The sequence below is a fragment of the Adlercreutzia sp. St.1H8 genome (assembly GCF_059728655.1).
Genome location: NZ_AP039376.1, coordinates 527,845 through 548,452 on the forward strand (window position 1 = coordinate 527,845; position 20,608 = coordinate 548,452).

The 20,608-nt window shown below is 68.9% G+C and carries 14 protein-coding genes; 13 read left to right on the forward strand and 1 reads right to left on the reverse strand.

Features of this window, described 5'->3' with window-relative positions:
- The first annotated feature begins 86 nt into the window (after nucleotides 1-86).
- The 11 genes from rlmD to AC6I0Y_RS01850 all read left to right on the forward strand — a co-directional run bounded on the left by rlmD (nucleotide 87) and on the right by AC6I0Y_RS01850 (nucleotide 16,009).
- Nucleotides 87-1,295 (forward strand): 23S rRNA (uracil(1939)-C(5))-methyltransferase RlmD, encoded by a 1,209-nt coding sequence (gene rlmD, locus AC6I0Y_RS01800; RefSeq protein ID WP_497732652.1) that lies wholly within the window; start codon nucleotides 87-89, stop codon nucleotides 1,293-1,295.
- A complete protein-coding gene (locus AC6I0Y_RS01805) occupies nucleotides 1,292-1,927 on the forward strand; it encodes a GNAT family N-acetyltransferase (protein ID WP_201751100.1) in 636 nt (211 codons plus the stop codon). Before rlmD ends, AC6I0Y_RS01805 begins: the two co-directional genes overlap by 4 nt.
- A gap of 371 nt (nucleotides 1,928-2,298) precedes the next feature.
- Nucleotides 2,299-3,672, forward strand: coding sequence for a tRNA lysidine(34) synthetase TilS (tilS, locus tag AC6I0Y_RS01810; RefSeq protein ID WP_497732655.1), 1,374 nt, complete (start codon nucleotides 2,299-2,301; stop codon nucleotides 3,670-3,672).
- Nucleotides 3,673-4,382: 710 nt separating this feature from the next.
- Nucleotides 4,383-5,036 carry a Maf family protein gene (locus AC6I0Y_RS01815; protein WP_497732657.1) on the forward strand — a complete coding sequence of 218 codons (654 nt, stop codon included), beginning with the start codon at nucleotides 4,383-4,385 and terminating at the stop codon, nucleotides 5,034-5,036.
- A gap of 223 nt (nucleotides 5,037-5,259) precedes the next feature.
- The gene (gene hpt / locus AC6I0Y_RS01820; protein WP_160709333.1) at nucleotides 5,260-5,805 is read left to right on the forward strand and encodes a hypoxanthine phosphoribosyltransferase; all 546 of its coding nucleotides are present in this window, start codon (nucleotides 5,260-5,262) and stop codon (nucleotides 5,803-5,805) included.
- 9 nt (nucleotides 5,806-5,814) lie between these two features.
- Entirely contained in the window at nucleotides 5,815-8,160 is a 2,346-nt protein-coding gene (gene ftsH / locus AC6I0Y_RS01825; RefSeq protein ID WP_236643393.1) for an ATP-dependent zinc metalloprotease FtsH, read from the forward strand.
- A gap of 136 nt (nucleotides 8,161-8,296) precedes the next feature.
- Entirely contained in the window at nucleotides 8,297-9,610 is a 1,314-nt protein-coding gene (folP, locus tag AC6I0Y_RS01830; RefSeq protein ID WP_497732660.1) for a dihydropteroate synthase, read from the forward strand.
- A gap of 292 nt (nucleotides 9,611-9,902) precedes the next feature.
- Complete coding sequence (locus AC6I0Y_RS01835; protein ID WP_497732662.1) at nucleotides 9,903-10,862, forward strand: biotin--[acetyl-CoA-carboxylase] ligase; 960 nt, start codon at nucleotides 9,903-9,905, stop codon at nucleotides 10,860-10,862.
- Between the two features lie 730 nt (nucleotides 10,863-11,592).
- Nucleotides 11,593-12,993 (forward strand): MATE family efflux transporter, encoded by a 1,401-nt coding sequence (locus AC6I0Y_RS01840; RefSeq protein ID WP_497732664.1) that lies wholly within the window; start codon nucleotides 11,593-11,595, stop codon nucleotides 12,991-12,993.
- Nucleotides 12,994-13,194: 201 nt separating this feature from the next.
- Nucleotides 13,195-13,761 carry a biotin transporter BioY gene (locus AC6I0Y_RS01845; RefSeq protein WP_497733630.1) on the forward strand — a complete coding sequence of 189 codons (567 nt, stop codon included), beginning with the start codon at nucleotides 13,195-13,197 and terminating at the stop codon, nucleotides 13,759-13,761.
- 979 nt (nucleotides 13,762-14,740) lie between these two features.
- Nucleotides 14,741-16,009 carry an MFS transporter gene (locus AC6I0Y_RS01850; RefSeq protein ID WP_497732666.1) on the forward strand — a complete coding sequence of 423 codons (1,269 nt, stop codon included), beginning with the start codon at nucleotides 14,741-14,743 and terminating at the stop codon, nucleotides 16,007-16,009.
- 271 nt (nucleotides 16,010-16,280) lie between these two features.
- Here AC6I0Y_RS01850 and AC6I0Y_RS01855 read toward each other — a convergent pair whose 3' ends face one another.
- Nucleotides 16,281-17,765: a helix-turn-helix transcriptional regulator gene (locus tag AC6I0Y_RS01855; protein ID WP_497732668.1), complete on the reverse strand. Its 1,485-nt coding sequence runs from the start codon at nucleotides 17,763-17,765 to the stop codon at nucleotides 16,281-16,283.
- Nucleotides 17,766-17,993: 228 nt separating this feature from the next.
- On the opposite strand from AC6I0Y_RS01855, the gene AC6I0Y_RS01860 reads away from it, so the two are divergent.
- Nucleotides 17,994-18,230 (forward strand): hypothetical protein, encoded by a 237-nt coding sequence (locus AC6I0Y_RS01860; protein ID WP_497732670.1) that lies wholly within the window; start codon nucleotides 17,994-17,996, stop codon nucleotides 18,228-18,230.
- Nucleotides 18,231-18,277: 47 nt separating this feature from the next.
- Nucleotides 18,278-20,593 carry a molybdopterin-dependent oxidoreductase gene (locus AC6I0Y_RS01865; protein WP_497732672.1) on the forward strand — a complete coding sequence of 772 codons (2,316 nt, stop codon included), beginning with the start codon at nucleotides 18,278-18,280 and terminating at the stop codon, nucleotides 20,591-20,593.
- The last annotated feature ends 15 nt before the right edge of the window (nucleotides 20,594-20,608 follow it).

Sequence of the window (20,608 nt, forward strand, 5' to 3'; positions counted from 1 at the left end):
GTCCGGCTCCCCGCGGGGGCCGCGGAGGCGGGACGGGGGAGGCGCGGGTCTGTCCCGTCTCCGACCGCTGCGGCGGGTGCACCGCCGTGGAGGTGCCCTACGACCGCCAGCTGGCCGCCAAGGACGCGCGCCTGCTCGCGCTCTTCGAGGGCGTTGCCCCTGCTGCAGCGCTGCGCCCCATCATCGGCATGGCCGACCCGACGCACTACCGCAACAAGGTGATCTCGCCCTACGCCCCGGCCCGCGGCCGCGCCGCGCGCGCTGCCGCCCAGGCCGCCGGGTCTCCCCGGCGCGGCGCCCGCGGCAAGGGCGCCCCGGCGCCCGCCATCCTCACGGGTATGTACGAGCGTGGCAGTCACCGGCTCATTCCCGCTGCGACGTGCCTGGTGGAAAACGAGCGGGCCAAGGCCGTCACGTTGGCCGTGCGCGACATCATGGCCCGCCATGGCATGGAGCCCTACGACGAGGACGCCGGCACCGGGTTCATGCGCCACGCCGTCGTGCGCGTGGGGCATCAGAGCGGGGAGGTGCTCGTCACCCTGGTCACCAACGGCGTGGAGTTTCCCTCCGCCAAGGCGTTCTGCCGCGAGCTCGTGCGCCGCTGCCCCTTCGTCACCACCGTGGTGCAGAACGTGAACACGCGTCGGACCAACGTCATCCTGGGCGAGGAGGAGCGCACGCTCTACGGCCCCGGATTCATCCTCGACACCCTCTGCGGCCTGAGCTTCCGCATCTCGTCGCAGTCGTTCTACCAGGTGAACGCCGCGCAGACCGAGGTGCTCTACGACTGTGCCATCGCCCTGGCTGGGCTGGACGGCACGCAGGAGGTCGTCGACGCCTACTGCGGCACCGGCACCATCGGCCTGGCGGCGGCCGCCCGGGGAGCCGCGCGTGTGACCGGCGTGGATAACGTGGAGTCCGCCATCCGCGATGCCCGCGCCAACGCCGCCCACAACGGCATAGAGAACGCCCAGTTCATGGCTGCGGACGCCGGCGTGTTCATGCGGGCTCTGGCCTCTCGCCGCGCCGACGAGGAGGCGCCGGCGCCCCTCGTCGTATTCATGGACCCGCCGCGATCCGGCTCTACCCCGGAGTTCCTCGACGCCCTGGCCGCCCTCGCGCCCGAGCGCGTCGTCTACATCTCGTGCGACCCGTCCACCCAGGTGCGCGATGTTCGCCGGCTTGTCCGCGCTGGCTACGAGGTGACCGCCGTGCAGCCCGTCGACATGTTTCCCCACACCGATCATATCGAGTCCGTCGCCCTGCTCGTCCGTCCCGAAGGAGCCCGCCCGTGAGTTCCGTTGCCGACTCGCCTGCTGTCGCATTCGATGCCGTCCCTGCCGTGACCGGCCCCCTCGCCGCTGGTGGCGTCCCCGCCGCGACCGTTGCCTCCGCGGACGCCGACGCGTCCCTGGCGAGCCTGCCCGTCGTCCTGCGCCCCGGTCGGGCCGTCGACGTGCCCGAGCTGCTGGACATCTACAACCACCAGATCGTGAGCAGCGTATCGCCCCTGCACCTCGAGCCGCGCACGCTTGAGCAGTGGGAGCAGTGGTTCGCCGATCACCAGAGCGAGGTTCACCCCCTGGTAGTGGCCGAGTCGGCCGGCCGCGTTGCCGGCTACGCGTGCCTCTCGACCTTCCGCCCGCCCGCGGCCTACCTCACCACGGCCGAGCTCTCCATCTACGTCCGCCGCGATGCCCGCGGGCGCGGCGTGGCCACCCTGCTCATGGAGGCCATTCTCGGCAAGGCGCGGTCGTGCGGCCAGCTGCACTCGGTGGTCTCGCACATCACCGGCGACAACGAGGCCAGCCGCGGCCTGCATCGCAAGATGGGCTTCGAGCTCTGCGGCACCCTGCGCGAGGCCGGCCTCAAGTTCGGGCGCTACCACGACGTGCACGTCTACCAGTTGCTGCTGGAGCAGGAATGAAGAGGCGGGAAGGCGCGCGCCCCGCGTCCGCGGAGCCGAATGACGGCTGCGCCGTGAGGCCGGCCGGATCCGCCGCCCCGCCTGAGGCGGCCGGGGGGCTAGGCGCAGACGAGCCCGGGTATGCCGAGGGGGGCGCAGGGCCCGCGCGCCCCGCAGCCGCGGAGTCGGGCGGCGATGGCGGGGTCGGGGGTGCGGGCGCGCCTGCGGGCCACGGCACCGGGGCGGCTGCGGCCGCTCCGGCGAGCGCGGCCCGCCCGCCGAGGACCTGTGTCTCGGCCGGGTCGCCCTCCGAGGGCGGCGTTCTCCGCGACCCGGTTGCCGCGTCCGCAACGCCGCGGGCCGATGCCGTCTGCGAGGCCCTGCGGGCCACCGTGGTTGCGCGTGGGCTTGTCGCCCCGGACGCGGCGGCGCTGCTCATGGTGTCGGGCGGGTCGGACTCGACGGCGCTCGCGTACCTCGCGCACCGCCTGCGCGAGGAGGGCTCGCTCGGTGCCGTGGCCATGCTCCACGTGAACCACCAGCTACGCGGGGCCGACGCCGACGCCGACGCCCTGTTCGTCGCCGCGCTTGCCGCGTGCCTGGGGATCCCCCTGTTCTCCTGCGAGGTAGACGTGGCCGGCGAGGCCGCGCGCACCGGCGGCAACGTGGAGGCCGTCGCCCGGCGCGAGCGCTACCAGGCGGCCAACGAGGCGCTGCGCTCGCTCTGTCGCCACGAGGGGCTCCCTCTGGCCGAGGCGCGCATCCTCACGGCGCACACGGCCGACGATCGCATCGAGAGCTTCTACATGCGCTCCATCGTGGGCACCGGGCCGGGCGGCTTCCGATCCATGCGCTACCGCAACGGGCCGGTGATTCGTCCGCTGCTCGACCTCACGCGGGCGGAGCTGCGTGCGGTGGTGGAGGAGCGGGCCGCCGCCGGGCTGCCCGTCGTGCGCGACGGGGCCGGCGGGCTTTGGCGCGAGGACGCCACCAACGCCCACACCGACCGCTTCCGCGCCTACGTGCGCCATGAGGTGGTTCCCCGTGCGCGACGGTGGAACGCGGCCCTGCCCGACGTGCTCACGCGCACGATGAACCTCATCGCCGACGAGGACGACCTGATGGAGGAGCTGGCAGCCGAGGTCGTGACCGCGCATGCCGTGCCGCTGGCGCCGCATGCGGGCTGCGAGGTCGGCGGCGCGCCGGGAGCGGGCGCTGCCCGGGGGTCGGGCGCCGACGAGGGTGCCGCTGCGGGCGAGCCCGCAGGTGTTGCCGGGATCGGGCGCGCCAGCACGGGCGTCGTTGGGTTCGCAGACGCCGCAGGTTGTGCTGACCGGGGGGCCGATGGGGGCGCGCCGGGAGCAGGCGCTGCCGGGCGCGCTGACGCTGTCGGGGCTGGGCGCGCCGGCACGGGCGTCGCAGGCTGCGCTGACCAGGGCGTTCCCGCCGCGCCCTGGGCGGAGGCCGACTTCGCAGCCGGGTTCCTGCTGACGCCGTCCTTCGGGGGCGTGCGTCGGCCGCTCCAGCGCCGAGCGGTCCGCTGGCTGCTGCAGGCCGTCCTCGGCGCCGACGCCCGCGTGGAGGCTGGTGCCATCGAGGTCGTCCTGGCCGGCTTCGCGCCCGCCGAGCCCTTGGAAGCGGCGCCCATCCGCCCGCGTGGCGGCTACGTCGCCAACATCCAGGGCGACCTGGCCGTGAGCGCCAACCGCCGCGGCGTGCGCGTAGAGCCCATGGCCGCCTTCCGTTCCCGCCGCAAGCGCGGCTGACGCCTCTCGCACCCGCCCACGAGCACCCCGTTGTGCCATGGGCGCCATGCATTGTGCCATTGTGTGCCATTGGGACATACCAAATGACACCCGCTGCCATTGGGCCAAGGTGCCATTGAAGCGTGCCAACGGTGGCGTGCCATTGGGCGTGCCATTGGGACACACCAAATGGCACCCTCGCTACCTCCTCGTGCGTCAGCCTCGGCCCTGCATCGGCCTCCCTGCGCACCCCCCCTCTCTCTTCGCCATCCTGCCCCCGTGCTCGCGTGCCATTTGGTGTGTCCCGTTGGTATCTCGTTTCGCCGCGTGCCGTTTGGTGTGTCCCGTTGGCACACCGTTCGTTGGCACACCGTTCCCCGGGCACCCCGTTGACGCCGGCCCTGCATCGGCCCCCTGCGCACCCCCCCGTTGGCACCAATGGCACCCAATGGCACGCGCCCGCCGCAAGTGCGGTTGATCGTCGCAGCCCCGCGCCCATTTCCGTGCCAGTGCCACTTTTTCGACCCAAATTGGCACTGATTGGCAGTTCGGTACGGTGCGTTTCGGACTTTCGGCCGTCCGAATTGTCATCTCATGCCGTTTTGCAGCGAAAATCGTCATTTTCGTTGCCCTGGGGCCACGCGACACAGAAAATAGGGAGCATTCACCGTACCGAACAGCCAATTAGTGCCACGAAACGCCGAAAAAGTGGCAGCGAGGGGAGATAGACCATGGCAAACGAGGCTCAGGGCGCGCCCGAACGGCCCTTCACAGTGGTGCTCGCCAGCGGGAGCCCGCGGCGGCGCGAGCTGCTCGAGCAGGCCGGCGTGGCCTTCACCGTGCGCACGCCCGTGACGCCGGTGGACGAGACGCTCGAGCCGGATCTGGCCGCCAACCCGGAGGAGGCTGCCAAGAAGCTGGCCGAGCGGAAGGCTGGCGCCGTCGTGCAGGAGGTGCTGGCCGAGGACTTTACCGGCATGCTCATCGTCATCGGCGCCGACACCATGGTGGTGAAGGACGGCGTCATCTTCGGCAAGCCCCGCAGCCTCTCGGATGGCAAGCACATGCTACGCTCCCTCTCCGGCGCCACCCACGAGGTCATCACCGGCGTGTCGGTGTGGATGATCGCAGCTCCTGCGGCCGATGACATCTCGCTGGGCTTTCGCACCTTCGCCGACACGAGCCGCGTGACCTTCCGTGACCTCTCCGACGCCGAGATCGACGACTACCTGCGCAAGGGCGAGTCCTTCGACAAGGCCGGCGCCTACGCCATCCAGGGTGAGGGGGCCGCGCTCGTCGAGCGGCTCGACGGCGCGCTCGACACCGTCATCGGCCTGCCGGCCGAGCGGCTCGTCCGCGAGTTTCCCGACCTCCTGCCTGCGTAGCGCCCGCGCGTCCCGGCGCCGCGCGAATCCCGCCGCGCCCGCTCTTGCGCGCGGGGAATGTGGGCACTTGTGGGACGTTACCGTATTGCCGCCCGGTCGACAGGGGCCAATGGTACACTTCGCAGTGAATGAGGAAATTGCTGACGAACCCGGTCAGTTTCCGGCGTAAAGGCACGTGAGCGCGTATTTCTCTCGGGTTCGTCGCCGACGTTGGGAAGGTGCCATGCACGAAGACGTATCCCGCATTATCTTCTCCGAGCAGGAGCTGGTCGACCGCGTGGCGGAGATGGGCGCGGCCATCACCCGCGACTACGCGCCCGTTGCCGACGAGGGCATCGTCATGGTGTCGGTGCTGCGCGGGGCTGCCATCTTCATGGCGGATCTGGCTCGTGCCGTCAAGCTGCCGCTTGAGATGGACTACATGGCCGTCTCGTCCTACGGTGCCGGCGTCAAGAGCTCGGGCGTGGTGCGCATCCTGAAGGACCTCTCGTCGGAGATCACGGGGCGTCACGTCATCATCGCCGAGGACATCCTCGACTCGGGGCTCACGCTCCAGTACCTCATGGAGAACCTGCAGTCGCGCAAGCCTGCCTCGCTTGAGGTGGCCACGCTGCTGCGTAAGCAGACCAAGGCCCAGGCGGACATCCGCTGCCGCTACACGGGCTTCGAGTGCCCCGACGAGTTCATCGTCGGTTACGGGCTGGACTACGCGGAGCGCTACCGCAACCTGCCCTACATCGGCGTGCTCAAGCCCGAGCTCTACCAGTAAAGGAAACCCATGGCAGACGATAACAACAAGAAGCCCAATCCGCAGTTCCAGCAGCCGAACTCGCGCACCACCGTCATCACCGTCATCCTGTTCCTGCTTGTCGCGGTGTTCGTGGGCAGCCAGTTCATGTCGTTCAGCGCGGCCAATAGCAACCCCACGGACAACCTCATCACCTCCGAGTTCGTCCAGGCGGTCGAGCAGGGGCGCGTGGAGAAGGTGGTCTACGCGGCCGGCGACTACACGGTCTCGGGCACCTACTACCCGGCGGCCACGGCCGGCGCCACGGCGGCTGACGCCTTCAACTCCGCCTTCGACGCGCTCAACGCGCGCGTGGCCACGCTCAAGGCCCCCGACGGCGCGGTGCTGCCCGGCGTGGGCACCACCGACCTCGCGCCGGCCACTCTCGGTGCCGTGCACAACTACACTTCCACCTACGTAGGGCAGGACTCGCTCGGCGAGCTGCTGGCCCGCCATCCTGACACGCAGTACCAGGTGACGCTGCCGAGCCCCTTCATGCAGATTCTCGGCTCGCTGCTGCCTATGCTGCTCATCGCCGGCTTGCTGCTGTTCTTCTTCACGCAGATGCAGAAGGCCAACAACTCCCAGATGAGCTTTGGCAAGAACAAGGCCAAGAAGTCGATGGAGGAGCGCCCGGACGTGACCTTCGCCGACGTGGCCGGTGTGGATGAGGCCGTGGAGGAGATGCAGGAGATCAAGGACTTCCTGGCGAATCCGGCCAAGTACCAGTCCATGGGCGCCAAGATCCCGCGCGGCTGCCTCCTGGTGGGCCCTCCGGGCACGGGCAAGACGCTGCTCGCGCGCGCCGTGGCCGGCGAGGCGGGCGTGCCGTTCTTTAGCATCTCGGGCTCGGACTTCGTGGAGATGTTCGTGGGCGTGGGCGCGAGCCGCGTGCGCGACCTGTTCAAGGACGCGAAGGAAGCTGCGCCGGCCATCATCTTCATCGACGAGATCGACGCGGTGGGTCGCCAGCGCGGCACGGGTCTCGGCGGCGGGCACGACGAGCGAGAGCAGACGCTCAACCAGCTGCTCGTGGAGATGGACGGCTTCGAGTCCAACGACTCGGTGGTGCTCATCGCCGCCACCAACCGCGCCGACGTGCTCGACCCGGCGCTCTTGCGCCCCGGCCGCTTCGACCGCCAGATCGTCGTGGACACCCCTGACGTGAAGGGCCGTCAGCGCATCCTGGAGGTGCACGCCAAGGACAAGCCCATCGGCAGCGACGTCGACCTGGCGAAGGTGGCCAAGATCACCCCCGGCTTCACCGGCGCCGACTTGGCCAACCTCATGAACGAGTCGGCCCTGCTCACCGCTCGCCGCGGCAAGAAGATCATCACCATGCGCGAGGTGAGCGAGTCGATGGAGCGCGTCATCGCCGGCCCGGAGCGCAAGGGCCGCGTGATGAACGAGCAGACCAAGCACACCATCGCCTATCACGAGAGCGGGCACGCCCTGGTGGGGCACCTGCTCGACCATGCCGACCCCGTGCACAAGATCTCGATCATCTCGCGCGGGCGCGCGCTCGGCTACACGCTGTCCATCCCCGACGAGGACAAGGTGCTCAACACCCTCGGCGAGATGAAGGACGACCTGGCCGTGTTCATGGGCGGCCGCGTGGCGGAGGAGATCTTCTGCGACGACATCACCACCGGCGCCTCCAACGACCTGGAGCGGGCGAGCAAGATGGCCCGCGCCATCGTCACCCAGTACGGCATGAGCCCGCTCGGCACCCAGGTGTTCGGCCAGCCCAACCACGAGGTGTTCCTGGGCCGTGACTACGGCAACACCCAGGACTACTCCGAGGAGACCGCTCGCCGCATCGACGAGCAGGTGGCCGTCATCATGAAGGAGGCCCACGACCGGGCGCACGCCATCCTGACGGCGCACGCCGATCAGATGAACCTGATGGCGAGCGTGCTCCTCGAGCGCGAGACCGTGGAGGGCGAGGCCTGCGAGGCCCTGCTCGACAACAAGTGGGACGACTACCTGGCGCGCGAGGACGAGATCATCGCCGCGAAGGAGGCCGAGGAGGCCGCGGCCCGTGCTCGCGACGAGCAGCTGGCCGACCCGAACTGGCGCGAGGAGCGCGTGGAGCCGGGTGACCAGGATCCCAACGCGCCCTACCGCCCGGCGGCCGCAGACGCGAACCGCGCCGACGTGCCCACGCAGGCCGAGGTAGACGCGGAGATTCGCCGCGAGGACATCATGGACGCCACGGCGGCGGCCCCCGCGCCTGCGGATGAGGGTCCTGATGCTGCGGGCGAGCCTGCGACCGGCGAGACGGCCCCGAAGGCCGACGCGCCGGGTGATGCGAGCGGCGGCAACGGCACGAAGTAGCGCCAGCCGTGGCATAATCAGCGAGCAACTGAGAGGGGCGCGTCTCATGGGCGCGCCCCTTGCTGTTGGCGGGCGGCCGCGCCGCCGGGCAGGGGCCCGGGGCGGCCGGCCTGCCGCCGTAGGAGAGGAGACGCCGGTGACCTGGCAGTGCGCATCGTTTGAGTTCGACACCTCCAAGCCCGTCATCATGGGCATCCTGAACGTGACCCCGGACTCGTTCTCGGACGGCGGCCAGTTCGCCTCCGCGGAGGAGGCCGTCGCCCGTGGGCTCGAGCTGGCTGAGGAAGGCGCCGCTATCATCGACGTGGGCGGCGAGTCCACGCGCCCCGGCGCCGATCCGGTGGACGCGGAGGAGGAATGGCGGCGTGTAGGCCCCGTGATCGCCGCGCTCGCGGGTGCGGGCTTGTGCGTGTCGGTCGACACGCGGCGGGCTGAGGTGGCGCGCCGCGCCGTGGAGGCGGGTGCGGCGATCGTCAACGACGTGTCCGGCTTCCGCGACCCGGCCATGCGCGCCATGGCCGCCGCCTGCGATGCGGGCCTGGTGGTCATGCACATGCAGGGCGAGCCGGCCACCATGCAGGACGCGCCGGCCTACGACGACGTGGTGAGCGAGGTGCGTGACTACCTGCGCGACCGCGCAGCCGAGCTGGAGGCCGTGGGCATCGCGCGCGAGCGCATCTGCCTGGATCCGGGCCCTGGCTTCGGCAAGACGGCGTCTCAGACCATCGAGCTCATGCGCAACCTGCACGAGATAGCGCGTCTGGGCTATCCGGTGATGTGCGCCGTCTCGCGCAAGAGCTTCATGAAGAAGGCCTACGGCATCGACGATCCGCTGGCCCGCGACGAGGCGTCCGCCTCAGAGGCGCTCTTGGCCTGCGAGCTGGGCGCGAGCGTGGTGCGCACCCACAACGTGCCCGCCACGGCGGCGGCCCTCGCCGACCTGCGACCCTATGTGCTGCTGGGCCTGGGGGCCAACGTGGCCCTCGTGGCGCATCCCGGCGAGGAGCAGGAGGGCAAGATCGCCCAGCTCAACCACGCCATCGGCCAGCTGTGCCTGCTGCCCGACACCACCATCGTCGACATCGCCGGCTTCTACGGCAGCGAACCGGCCTACCTGACCGATCAGGAGGAGTTCGTGAACACGGTGGTGCTCCTGCGCAGCGGGCTGCCGCCGCTGGAGCTGCTCGACTGCCTCCAGGCGGTCGAGAATAGCCTGGGCCGCGTGCGCGAGGTGCCCAACGGCCCGCGCACCTGCGACATCGACATCCTCGACTACCAGCTGTACCACTTCGCCAACGACCGCCTCACGCTGCCGCACCCGCGCATCTGCGAGCGCGACTTCGTGGTGAAGCCGTTGCTCGAGGTGCGTCCCGGCCACGTCCTGGCCGATGGGACGCCCGTGGACGCGGTTCCCGAGGGCGAGCGCATCGGCCGCGCTTGGAGGCTGTAGGGGCGTCGCCTGACTCCGGTGCGTACGGCACCCGCCCTGAGGGCGCGCCGCCTTCGTGCCGCGTCGGGCGGTAAAATGGCCAAAAATGACGACCTGACGACGTTTTCCGCCTTCTTTCGGGGTCACCGGGTTGTCGAGGAGCGCGCTGGCGAGAAGGCGATCATCTTCGACCTGGGGTTTTGTGTTTCCCCTCGGCGGCTGCTGTGCAGGCGCTGTCGTCAGGTCGTCATTTTTGGCCATTTTGCGCGCGAGTCCTGCACAAGGAGGCAGGGGAAGAAGGGGAGGAGACGCCGTGGCGTTGCGATTTCGCGTTGAGAGCCTGGAGGCCGTCGGATCGACTAACGACGAGGTGAAGCGCGCCCTTGAGGCGGGCGAGCCCGAGGGGCTGGCGGTGCGCGCGCGACGCCAGACGGGCGGCTACGGCCGCCAGGGCCGCGCATGGGCGAGCCCTGAGGGCGGGATGTATCTCTCGCTGCTGCTGCGGCCCGACGTCCCGCCGGCCCAGCTCCCCACTCTGAGCCTGGTGACGGGCCTGGCCGTGCGCCGCGCCCTCGCGTCGCTCGTCACGCTGGACGAGGCGCGGCGCATCAAGGTGAAGTGGCCCAACGACGTGATCTACGCTTCCGATCCGGGTCTTGCGGGGGCTGGCGCGGCGGCGCAGGCGGCGGGCGACGCCTTCGTCGCGTGCTCTGCCGATGACGCTTCGGAAGAGGGGAGGCGCACCGCGGGCTCGGCGTCTGGCCAAGACAGCTCCCGCGCCGCTTCGGGCGCCCCTGCCGCAGGAGGAGGGGATGCCGCCTGTGGGGAGGGGGCGCGGAAGGCGTTCCGGAAGCTGTGCGGGATCTCGCTGGAGGGGCATGCGCGGGGCGTGTGCGTGGGGATTGGCGTGAACGTGCTGCCGCCGTCCGCACCTGCGGTGGTGGCGGGGAAGAACGCGCCCGCCTACCTGGCCGACCTGGGCTTCGGGTTCACCTGCGAGGCGCGCGGTGCCGTGGACGAGGTGGCTGCCGCCGTCCTGCGCGAGCTGGCCCCGCTCTATGAGCAGTGGGCGAGCGCGGGGTTCGCGCCGCTCGCGGCCGACTATGATGCCCACGCCGCCCTGACGGGACTCGCCCTCACCATGGTGGATCGCAACGATGCCGTGCTGGCCGAGGGCACGGCCGTCGGCGTTGACGAGCGCGGCTGTCTCGTTCTCCGCGCCCCCGACGGCTCCCTCGTTCCCGTGGCCTCTGGCGAGGCCCACATCCGCTAGGCCCCAGGCGCGCGGCGGGGTGCCCGGCGGGCGGATACCCTGCCGGAGTCGGGGCCCCGATCCGGGCGGCCCCCGGCTCCGCCTGGTGCGCCGTCGTCGGCCGGCGAGTTCACCTGCCCGGCCTGCATCCGGTTTCGGGCCCTGGCGGGCCTCGCGTCTTTGGACTCCGCCGCTCCCTCCGAGGCGCTTCGCTTGCTCGCTGCCGCGGGCGCTGGCCCCCGCCTGCTCGGCGCCCCCCCGCCCCGCGTCCGCTGGCGCCCGTCCGCTCGGCGCCTCCCGCTCCGGAGCTGCCTGCCTCCCGCGCCCCATCCGGCGCTGCTACCGCTTTTGCCCGGGCCGTGTCGGCAGAGGGCGGTTTTGCGAGGGGCCCCGTGGCTCGCGTCCGCCTGGTTCACCTTGGGGCTCTGGCATCTGCGCCTGCGCGTCAGTGGGCGCGCGGCCCTCCCCGTTTTGTCTCAAAGGACGCATCTGGACGGCGGACGGCATTAGCCGTTTAGTCTTAAGACCGTCGGCCGGCTTTCCTCACAATGTGCAACTAGTGGAGCAGGTCGGGAGTAGAATGGGCAGGTAGAAAGCACGAGAAAGGCCCTTCATGTCCAACGACGAGTCGAAATCGCATACGACCGAAACGCCGGATTCCTCATCCGCGCCAGCATCCGCTCCGGAGGCGCGAGACGCTGCGGGTCCGGCCGCGTCTGCGGCCGCTGCCCCGTCGGCGCGCGTGACGCGGATGGGCACTGAGTCCATTCCGCGCCTCATTACCGAGTTCGCCATTCCCTCGGTGGTCGGCATGGTGGTGAATGGCTCCTACAACATCATCGACTCCGTGTTCCTCGGCCACGCGATGGGCGAGATGGGGCTGTCCGCCGTTACGGTGGCCACGCCCGCCATGATCGTGTTCATGGCGCTCTCCATGCTCGTGGGCACGGGCGGCAACGCGCTGGCCGCCCTGCGCCTGGGCGAGGGCAACCGCGATGCCGCGGAGCGCGCGCTCGGCAACGTCATCACCCTGTCGCTCGTGCTGTGGGCGCTTGTGGTCGTGCTGGCGCTGAACCCGGCAGCCATCGACGCGGTGCTCACCCTCTCGAGCGCCACCGACGACGTGCGGCCCTACGCTCGCACGTTCATCCAGATCCTCTGCTACGGCTTCATCCTCCAGTGCATCGGCATGGGCGTCAACAACTTCATCCGCACGGCAGGCGCGCCCAACCGCGCGCTCGGCACCATGGTCATCGGGCTGGTGGCCGCCACGGCGTTCAACTACTGGTTCGTCATCCTGCTGGGCTGGGGCGTGGCGGGAAGCGCCCTGGCCACGCTGGCCGGTCAAGCGTGCTCGTGCGGGGCGGTGCTGTGGTACTTCCTGCTCACGAAGGGGGTGCCGCTGCGCCTGCGCGTGAGCTGCTTGCGGCCTGCGCGCCGCGTGGTGGGCACCATCCTGGCCTTCGGATTCCCGGGGTTCGCGCTCCAGGCGGGCGCGGCGCTCGTCAACTTCCTCATCAACTACCAGCTGGTGAAGTACGGCGCGCTGAGCCCTCTGGGCGCCGAGGATGCCCTGGCCTCCATTGGCGTGGTACAGCGCATCGGCATGTTCACCATCATGCCCATCGTGGGCGTGTCCATCGCCATCCAACCGCTGCTCGGCTACAACTACGGCGCGCGAAAGATCGGCCGCGTGCGCACCACCCTGTGGCTCGGCATCGCCGGCGCCACGGTGATGTGCGTGGCGGAGTGGGCGGCGGTCATGCTGCTGGCCGGCCCCATCGTGGCCGCCTTCGGCATCTCCCATGACGGGCTGGCGGACTTCACGGCGTTCGCGCTGCGGATATGGCTGCTCCTGCTGCCGTTCATCGGGTTCCAGATCGTGGGCTCCAACTACTTCCAGGCGACGGGCCAGCCGGCGAAGGCCATCTTCCTCACGCTCACCCGCCAGATCATCTTCCTCGTGCCGCTCGTGATGCTGCTACCTGACGTGCTGCCGTCGGTGGTGCCGGCCCTCGACGGGCTCGATGCGCTGTACGTGGCGGCGCCCGTCTCGGACTTCCTGGCCATCTTCACGGTAGGTGTCTTTTTGGCGTGGGAGATGCGGCGCCTGCGCCGCATGCGGGCTACACGGACGGAGACGGGGGCGTAAAACTGCCGCTAGCCGCCCGTTTCGAGCGTTTCTCGTCCTCGCTCTACTGGGATAAAGCGCAGACGGTATGATGCACGCTTCCTGCAAGACCCAAGAGGGAAAGGACCAATCTTGGAAACCACGGACGTCAACACGAAAGCGGTGGCTGCCACGCCGTCGCGCACGCGCTCTGTCGCCTTCGTCGGGCTGACCATCGCCATCATGGCGGTGTCGGCGTGGGTCACCATCCCCCTGGGCCCGGTGCCCTTCACCCTGCAGATGTTCGCCGTCACCTTCGCCATCGTGCTGCTCACGCCGGCGCAGGCCCTGGCAGCCATCAGCGGCTACCTGCTGCTCGGAGCCGTGGGGCTGCCGGTGTTCTCGGGCATGCGCGGCGGCATCGGCGTGCTGGCGGGCCCTACCGGCGGCTTTCTGTGGGGCTATCTGTTAGGCGTGGCCGCCGCGGTGTTCCTGCTGCAGCTCGTGCGTACGCGCACGAGCTGGGGCGACGGTCGCAGGGCTGTCGCGGCTAGCCCGGCGGAGGCCGCGGCTCTGACGCCGGCGCAGCGCGTTGGGCGCTTCTTGCGTATGTACGGCGTCGAGGTGATGGCCGGCGTCGTGTTCACCGCCATCGCCTACGCCTGCGGCTGCGTCCAGTACGCGGCTGTCGCCGGCGTGAGCCTGGAGGCCGCGTTCGTGGTGGCCTGCGCTCCCTTCGTGGTGGTGGATCTCTGCAAGATCGTGGCGGCCGTCACCTGCGCCCGTGCCGTCGAGGCTGCCGTGCGCTAGGGCTTGGCTGGCAGAGGCGAGAGCGTGAAAGGCGCCGTCCTTTGGGGCGGCGCCTTTCGTGTTTGCGGCGTTTGCGGGTCGGGCGGGCCAGGTGCCGGGCGGACCGGGCGAGCCCCCCTGGGTGGGCCGGTGCCGCAGGGGGCGGCGTGGGGCCGAATGCCGGGCTCGCGGCGGACGCGCACGGGCTGCTCAGCGGAACAGCTGGAGTGTCGAAGCCAGGCCAGGGCTGTGTGGCGGGGGCGAGTCGCGGCGTTGCGGGCGGCATGCGCGCAGGGGGGGGCGGCGGCTGCGAGAGCGGCCTGGGGTGCGAGCCGCTTGCGGGGCGGGCCCGCTTCGTGCGCGGCCCTCATGCCCTTGGTGCACGCGGTGTTCCGACGGCCCCTCCTGTCGCGCTCTGTCGCGCGCCGTGCTTCGCGCTCTCTCATTGCTTGCCTGCCGCCCCTCCCCGTGCAAAACGTAGCGCCAAAATGGCCGAAAATGACGACCTGACGACGGAATGGGGCCGTTTTCGGCAGACCGAGGGCCGCGGGGAGCTATGTGACACGCGGTGCGAAAGTCGCGACCTGGGGTTTTGCTCGCCAGCCTTCCTAACGTCCGCGCGGCCTTGTCGTCAGGTCGTCATTTTTGGCCATTTTTCGACGCGGGACTACGTGCGGGCCCGACGGCGCGCTCGCTGTGGCGGCCGGGCGGCGAGGGAGAGGCGCGGCGCCTGGCGCTCGGCGGGGCGCGGCCGAGCCGCCCCGATCCTCGCTGCGTGGCGCAGCCGGCGGGACAGGGTGCTCGTGCCCTTCTCATCGCAGGCGTTCTACCTGGCGGAACTCAAAAATGATACTGCCGGTATCAGGCGGAAAGATACTCAGAGGCTCACGACAGCGACCCGTCGAGAAGGCATGATTACCCCCACGATCAGCAATGACGGAGGCTGCGCGAAGGCGCCGAGGCGCTGTTAGCCAGCCCGGCTGCGAAGGGGGCAGCGCCAATGGGGGATTTGCTCGGAAGGCTGGCGTCGTACTTCAAGATCCGCTATGCGATCATGCTCATACCCGTCTGCGGGTTCGCTGTCTACGACAGCGTGTTCCAGTCGTTCTCGTCCATCCTGGGGGTGCTGCGCGACGCCTATCCGGACGTGCCGGTGACGGTCATCCAGATGATCTTGGCGCTTCCGCCCATGGTGAGCATCCCCGGCACGCTGCTAGCGGGGTTCTTGGCGGCCTACGTGCACAAGAAGCGCCTGGCCGAGTTCGCGCTCGTCATCATCTTCGTCGGCGGCATGATCCCCGTCGTGTTCCCCGAGCCCACCATCTACGCCATGTTCGCGTGCAGCGCCTGCATCGGCATAGGCCAGGGCTTTCTGCATCCGCTGGCCAACGCCATCATCTGCCAGCGCTGGGAGGAGGACGGCGAGCGCAGCCGAGTCCTCGGCTTCAAGCAGTGCTTCAACTACCTGGGAGAGGTGTGCGTCACCCTGTGCGTCGGGTTTCTCGCGCTTACGCACTGGGGCAACGCCTTCTTGGTGTACCTGGGAGTCATTCCCGTGCTCCTGGTGACGCACTTCTGCCTTCCCAAGGGCGATCTGGATAAGCGACTCATCGACCGCGAGCATCGGGCCGAGGGGTTGCGGGAGCTGCTGCGGCCGCGGGTGGTGTACCTGTTCGTGCTGTTCTTCTTTGCCATGATGTGCCTGTATGGTTACTACACCAACATCGCCTTGCTCGTGCAGGAGCGACAGCTGGGCAACACCGCGGACATCGCAGGCATATCGTCCACTATCAGCATCGTGTCGCTTATCCTGGGCGTGCTCTACGGCGCGGTGTCGCGACGCCTGGGGCGGTTCACGCTCACCGTGGGCTTCGGGCTGCTGTCGCTGGGCATGCTCGTGGTGTCGCTCGGCGGCAGCCTGCCGGTGATCGTGGCGGGCGGCGTGCTCATCGGGTTGGGTGTGGGCATTCAGCAGATCAGCACCGTGTATTACATCTCGAAGGCGGTGAATCCTCGACTCGTCACGCTGGCGGTGTCCATCGCGCTGTCGTGCATATCGCTGGGCGCGTCGCTCGCGCCGGTGGTCATCGGCTTCGTCAGCGTGACGGTGCTGGGCGGGCAGACGGCGGCGGGTGGTCTCATGGTGTCGAGCGCGGGCTACCTGATTCTCATGCTGGTGGAAGGCGGCCAGGCGCTTCGGCGGCGGCGTGCCCTCCGCGGCGGCCTCGCCCCCGAGGAGGCGGCGAAGCTGGCGCCTGAGGAGGATTAGGCGCGAATCTGCCAGAAAACGAGGTTGTGCGCGGTTGGGCGAGCGTCTTTCCGCATCCCTCGGTTTTCTTGCGGACGTTTCCCAGGAAAAAGCCATGGTTAACTCTTCGACCGCCTCCGTGGAGGTCTTTAGGAAGGCGATAGAGGGAGCACAGACTCAATTTCTGGCAGAAACGCGCGCTCGTTTCCGCACGCCTCGCTCCGCCGCCCGTGCAGCCGCAGCGCGCTCCCGCCCCGCCCCGCTCCGCCGCCCCGCCGCTCTTCTCCCGTCGCTACTCCATCCCCTCCACGATGTTGATGAGCTCCTGCTGGGAGTGGATGTCCATCTTCTGGTAGATGTGGTAGGTGTGGGTCTTCACCGTGCGCTCGGCCACGAACAGCTGGTCGGCGATGTACTTCGCGTTACGGCCGCGGGCCAGGTAGGAGAGGATCTCGCCCTCACGCGGGGTGAGGTCGTAGCGCTGGGCGGCCCTCAGGCAGCGGCTGCGGTAGGGGTGCTCCACCACCGGCTCCTCGGCCGGCAGATCGTCCTGGGGGGGGGGCGTCGCTTCCATGCCGTCGTCGGCCAGGCCGTCGATGAGGGGGTACTTCTCGGGATTAGCGGTGCCGATGGACACGTAGGCGCACATGAGGACGGTAAGCGTCGTGGTCACCAGCGGCGCTGCCGCCGCGCCCGACGAGGTGAGGTAGGCGGCCAGCACCCACCCGATTGCCTGCCCGACGATGATGAAGATGCGCCCGCGTGAGAAGCAGTAGGTGGGTGAGACGGGCAGCAGGTTGCTGCGCAGCGACAGCACCGATCGGTTGGCGAAGTCGAACAGGTACAAGATGGCGAACAGGACGAAGGCCACAGCGCCCACCACCGGCGTCTTCGCGAAGCCCATGACGGCCAGGCCGCCGGCGATGAGGGGCAGGAACACCAGCTGGCTGCGACGCAGCGAGAGCAGGGCGGCGTTGGTCTTCTTAAGCGCGTAGAACACCGCCGCCGCGCCGATGAACGCCACGCCCACCAGCACGATGGGGAACTGCCCGCGCAGAGCGCTCATCATCATGATGCCCGCGGCGAAGCTGATGAGGGCACCGTCCACCACCATGACGTAGGAGCCGCTGATGCGAAAGCTGCTCTTGGCGCGCAGCCACTCGTCGCCGTACTCGCTCGAGTCGTCGGCCGCCCGCCGCGGCGCGGCCAGCAGCAGCACGCAGGCGATGGCTCCCATGAGCACGAGCGCGCCCAGGCCGGCGGCGGGGACGAGCATGAGCAGGCCGGTGATGAGGAACGCCGAGAGGGCGAACGACCAGAACGCGATCTTGGTGGCCGAGGACTCCTCCAGGTTGCTCTTGGCGTCGGTCCACGAGCAGGTGAGCAGCCCATGGGCGAAGCCCCAGAGCATCCAGGCCACGGTCACCACGGCCAGGGGAGCCTCGGCCCCCGTCGCCGCCTCGAAGATCACCAGCAGCGGCAGCGGCAGCTGCGCGAGCGTGCCGCCTGCCTTCGCCGCCGCGGAGCGCACCAGCCGGTCGCGGCCGTGGACGAACCGCGAGAACACGAAGTAGAAGGCGGCGGTGCAGCCCAGCGCCGCACAGCGCATGAGGCAGAAGGCCGGCGCCTCAGCCGTCTGGGCCGTGCTGAGGATGGGGCTGTAGAGGCTGCCGAGCTGAGCGGTCATGAACAGGAGGTACCCCACCATGCCGCGCAGGGCCACCTCGGTGAGCGTGCCCTCCGAAGGCGTTTCTCCCGTGCTAATACTTTGCGTCATACCCGCACTCCTTTCCCCTGCTCAGACAGCACGTTTTCCAAAGCGGCCCCCATTTCATACCCACTAGCAGATGCGCCCGCAAGGCCCGCATGGAAGACTGCGGAGAGCCGAGGCTTTGAGAGCTCGCGATCGCAGATGAGTGGGTTTTGTTTCGTCGAAAGGGGGGAAGACGACCTAACCGGCTGGCCGGTTCGTTCTGTTCTAGGACCAATTGTAAAGGAGGTTCAAATGGCTGAACAAGAGGTGCTCGATAAATACGCACCGACGCTCGACATGCTGGAGACGAAGGAGGCGTACCTCCTCGACGGGGATCTCTACATCCGCTATGAGTTCCGCGATCCGGAGGAGCTGCAGACGCGCATGACCTACCACAAGATCGGCGCGGACAACGTCGTGTCTGACGACAACCTGATCCTTCTGGGGGTCTGGGCCCGTGCCCAGAAAAACGGAGAGCGCGTCAAGTAGCGCCGAGGAGGCGCCTCGGCGCCTGAGAGAGAAGAAAGGAGCTGCGCATGAGGGAGTGCTTTAATCCCGATGTGTACAAGAAGGACTGGCAGTACCAGGAGGGCGACCTGACGGTCACCCGCACGTGCCAGTGGTCGGCACCCGGCTGCCACCAGGGCTGCAGCATTCTGTTCTACACCGACAAGGACGGCAAGCTGGTCAAGGTGGAGGGCGACCCCAACTCGCCGGTCACCGACGGCCGTTTGTGCATGCGTTGCCTGGCCATGGTGGAAGCCGTGTACCACCCCGATCGCATCATCCATCCGATGAAGCGCGATCGCAGCGACCGTGGCAAGGACAAGTGGGTTCAGATCACCATGGACGAGGCCTACGACCTGTGCATCGAGATGGTGAAGGACACCACCGAGAAGTACGGCGCCAAGTCCATCTGCACCGGCGCCGGCACCGGCCGTAACGCCACCTGGCAGTCCAACGTGCTGGGCCACGGCGCCTTCGGCACGCCCAACGACAACGCGGGCCTGCTGGCCGGCAACTGCTGCTACACCCCGCGCATGCAGGGCATGAACGCCATCTTCGGCAACACCTTCATCGCTGACTGCGGCCAGCTCAACGAGGCGCGCTTCGATCATCCGGAGTACCGTCGCCCCGACCTGTTCATGATCTGGGGCAACAACCCGCTGCGCGCCAACGCCGACGGCTTCTTCGGCCACTGGATCATCGACTGCATGAAGCGCGGCTCCAAGCTGATGACCGTCGACCCGCAGGTCACCTGGCTCTCGGCCCACTCCGAGCTGTACCTCCAGGTGCGTCCCGGCACCGACGCCGCCCTGGCCCTGGCCATCGGGCACGTCATGGTGGAGGAGGAGCTCTACGACAAGCAGTTCGTCGACCTGTGGTGCTACGGCTTCGACGAGTACAAGGAGCGCGTGGCCGACTGGACGCCCGAGCGCGCCGCCGAGATCTGCTGGGTTCCGGCCGAGAAGATCGTGGCCGCCGCCCGCCTCATCGGCACCGCCGGCGTCACCACGCTGCAGTGGGGCGTGGCCTTCGACCAGAACAAGTGGGCCAACGGCACGGCGCATGCCGTGGCGCTGCTCCAGGCCATGACCGGCAACATCGACAACCCCGGCGGCTTCGTCTGCATCAACTTCGGCTACGTGCAGTCCGACATCCGCGAGAACGTGGCCAAGGGCCTCGGCCCTGAGGTCCGCAAGGACCGCCTGGGCGACGACGGCAACTGGGGCGCCCTCAACGCCATCGGCAAGGGCGGCCACGCCATCCCCGAGGCTATCCTCCATGCGGCCGAGACGGGCGACCCCTACCCGGTGAAGATGCTGTTCCTGTGCTCCACCACCGCCTTCACCAACATGGCCGGCCAGGCCAAGCGCGTCTATGACTGCTACAAGAACATGGATCACGTGGTCATCTGCGACCTGTTCATGACCCCCACCGCCATGGCCATCGGCGACCTGTTCATCCCCATGGCCATGAGCTGCGAGCGCAACGGCGTGCGCGGCTGGTACACCCCGCTGCGCTCCATCGTCAAGGTCACCCAGACCGGCGACGCCGTGGGCGACGAGCAGATGATGCTCGAGCTGGGCAAGAAGATGAACCCCGACCTGTTCTACTGGGACGACGTGCCGGAGATGCTGGAGTTCTGCACCAACAACATGGCCACCGTGCCCATCCAGATCACCATGGACGAGCTGCGCGAGAAGGTCATCATCTTCCCCGACTTCGAGTACCGCAAGCACGAGAAGGGCGCCATCCGCTTCGACGGCCAGCCGGGCTTCAACACGCTGTCCGGCCGCGTGGAGTTCTTCTGCAACATGTACAACAACGTCGGGATGGACCCGCTGCCCTACTTCCTGGAGCCGCCCGAGAGCCCGGTCTCCACGCCGGAGCTGTACAAGGAGTACCCGCTGGTGCTGACCACCGGCCGCCGCTGCTGGCAGTACTTCCACTCCGAGCATCGCCAGCTCAAGTCCATGCGCGAGTTCCACAAGTGGCCCATGTTCGCCATCAACCCCGAGGATGCGGCCGCGGCCGGCATCAAGGAGGGCATGTGGTGCGTCATCGAGAACTCCCATGGCAAGGCCATCGAGGTGGCCCACGTGACCGACACCATGATGAAGGGCGTCGTGAGCGCCGAGCACGGCTGGTGGTTCCCCGAGCGCGACCCGGAGGAGCCCTCGCTCTTCGGCGTGTTCGAGTCCAACATCAACTGCTGCACCGTCCAGGGTGACTTCGGCCCGAGCGGCTACGGCTCGTCCTACAAGACCCAGCTGTGCAAGGTGTACCCGGCCCCGGAGGGCTACGGCGAGACGTTCGAGCAGCAGTTCGCCGACCACTACAAGGCGTAAGGGCCGTCTCACGGA

What these genes read in the sequence shown, in the direction of transcription:
- AC6I0Y_RS01815 (WP_497732657.1), top strand. Translation starts at nt 4,383, where the DNA reads ATGGCAAACGAGGCTCAGGGCGCGCCCGAACGGCCCTTCACAGTGGTG.
- hpt (WP_160709333.1), top strand. Translation starts at nt 5,260, where the DNA reads ATGCACGAAGACGTATCCCGCATTATCTTCTCCGAGCAGGAGCTGGTC.
- ftsH (WP_236643393.1), top strand. Translation starts at nt 5,815, where the DNA reads ATGGCAGACGATAACAACAAGAAGCCCAATCCGCAGTTCCAGCAGCCG.
- AC6I0Y_RS01840 (WP_497732664.1), top strand. Translation starts at nt 11,593, where the DNA reads ATGGGCACTGAGTCCATTCCGCGCCTCATTACCGAGTTCGCCATTCCC.
- AC6I0Y_RS01845 (WP_497733630.1), top strand. Translation starts at nt 13,195, where the DNA reads ATGGCGGTGTCGGCGTGGGTCACCATCCCCCTGGGCCCGGTGCCCTTC.
- AC6I0Y_RS01850 (WP_497732666.1), top strand. Translation starts at nt 14,741, where the DNA reads ATGGGGGATTTGCTCGGAAGGCTGGCGTCGTACTTCAAGATCCGCTAT.
- AC6I0Y_RS01855 (WP_497732668.1), bottom strand. Translation starts at nt 17,765, where the DNA reads ATGACGCAAAGTATTAGCACGGGAGAAACGCCTTCGGAGGGCACGCTC.
- AC6I0Y_RS01860 (WP_497732670.1), top strand. Translation starts at nt 17,994, where the DNA reads ATGGCTGAACAAGAGGTGCTCGATAAATACGCACCGACGCTCGACATG.
- AC6I0Y_RS01865 (WP_497732672.1), top strand. Translation starts at nt 18,278, where the DNA reads ATGAGGGAGTGCTTTAATCCCGATGTGTACAAGAAGGACTGGCAGTAC.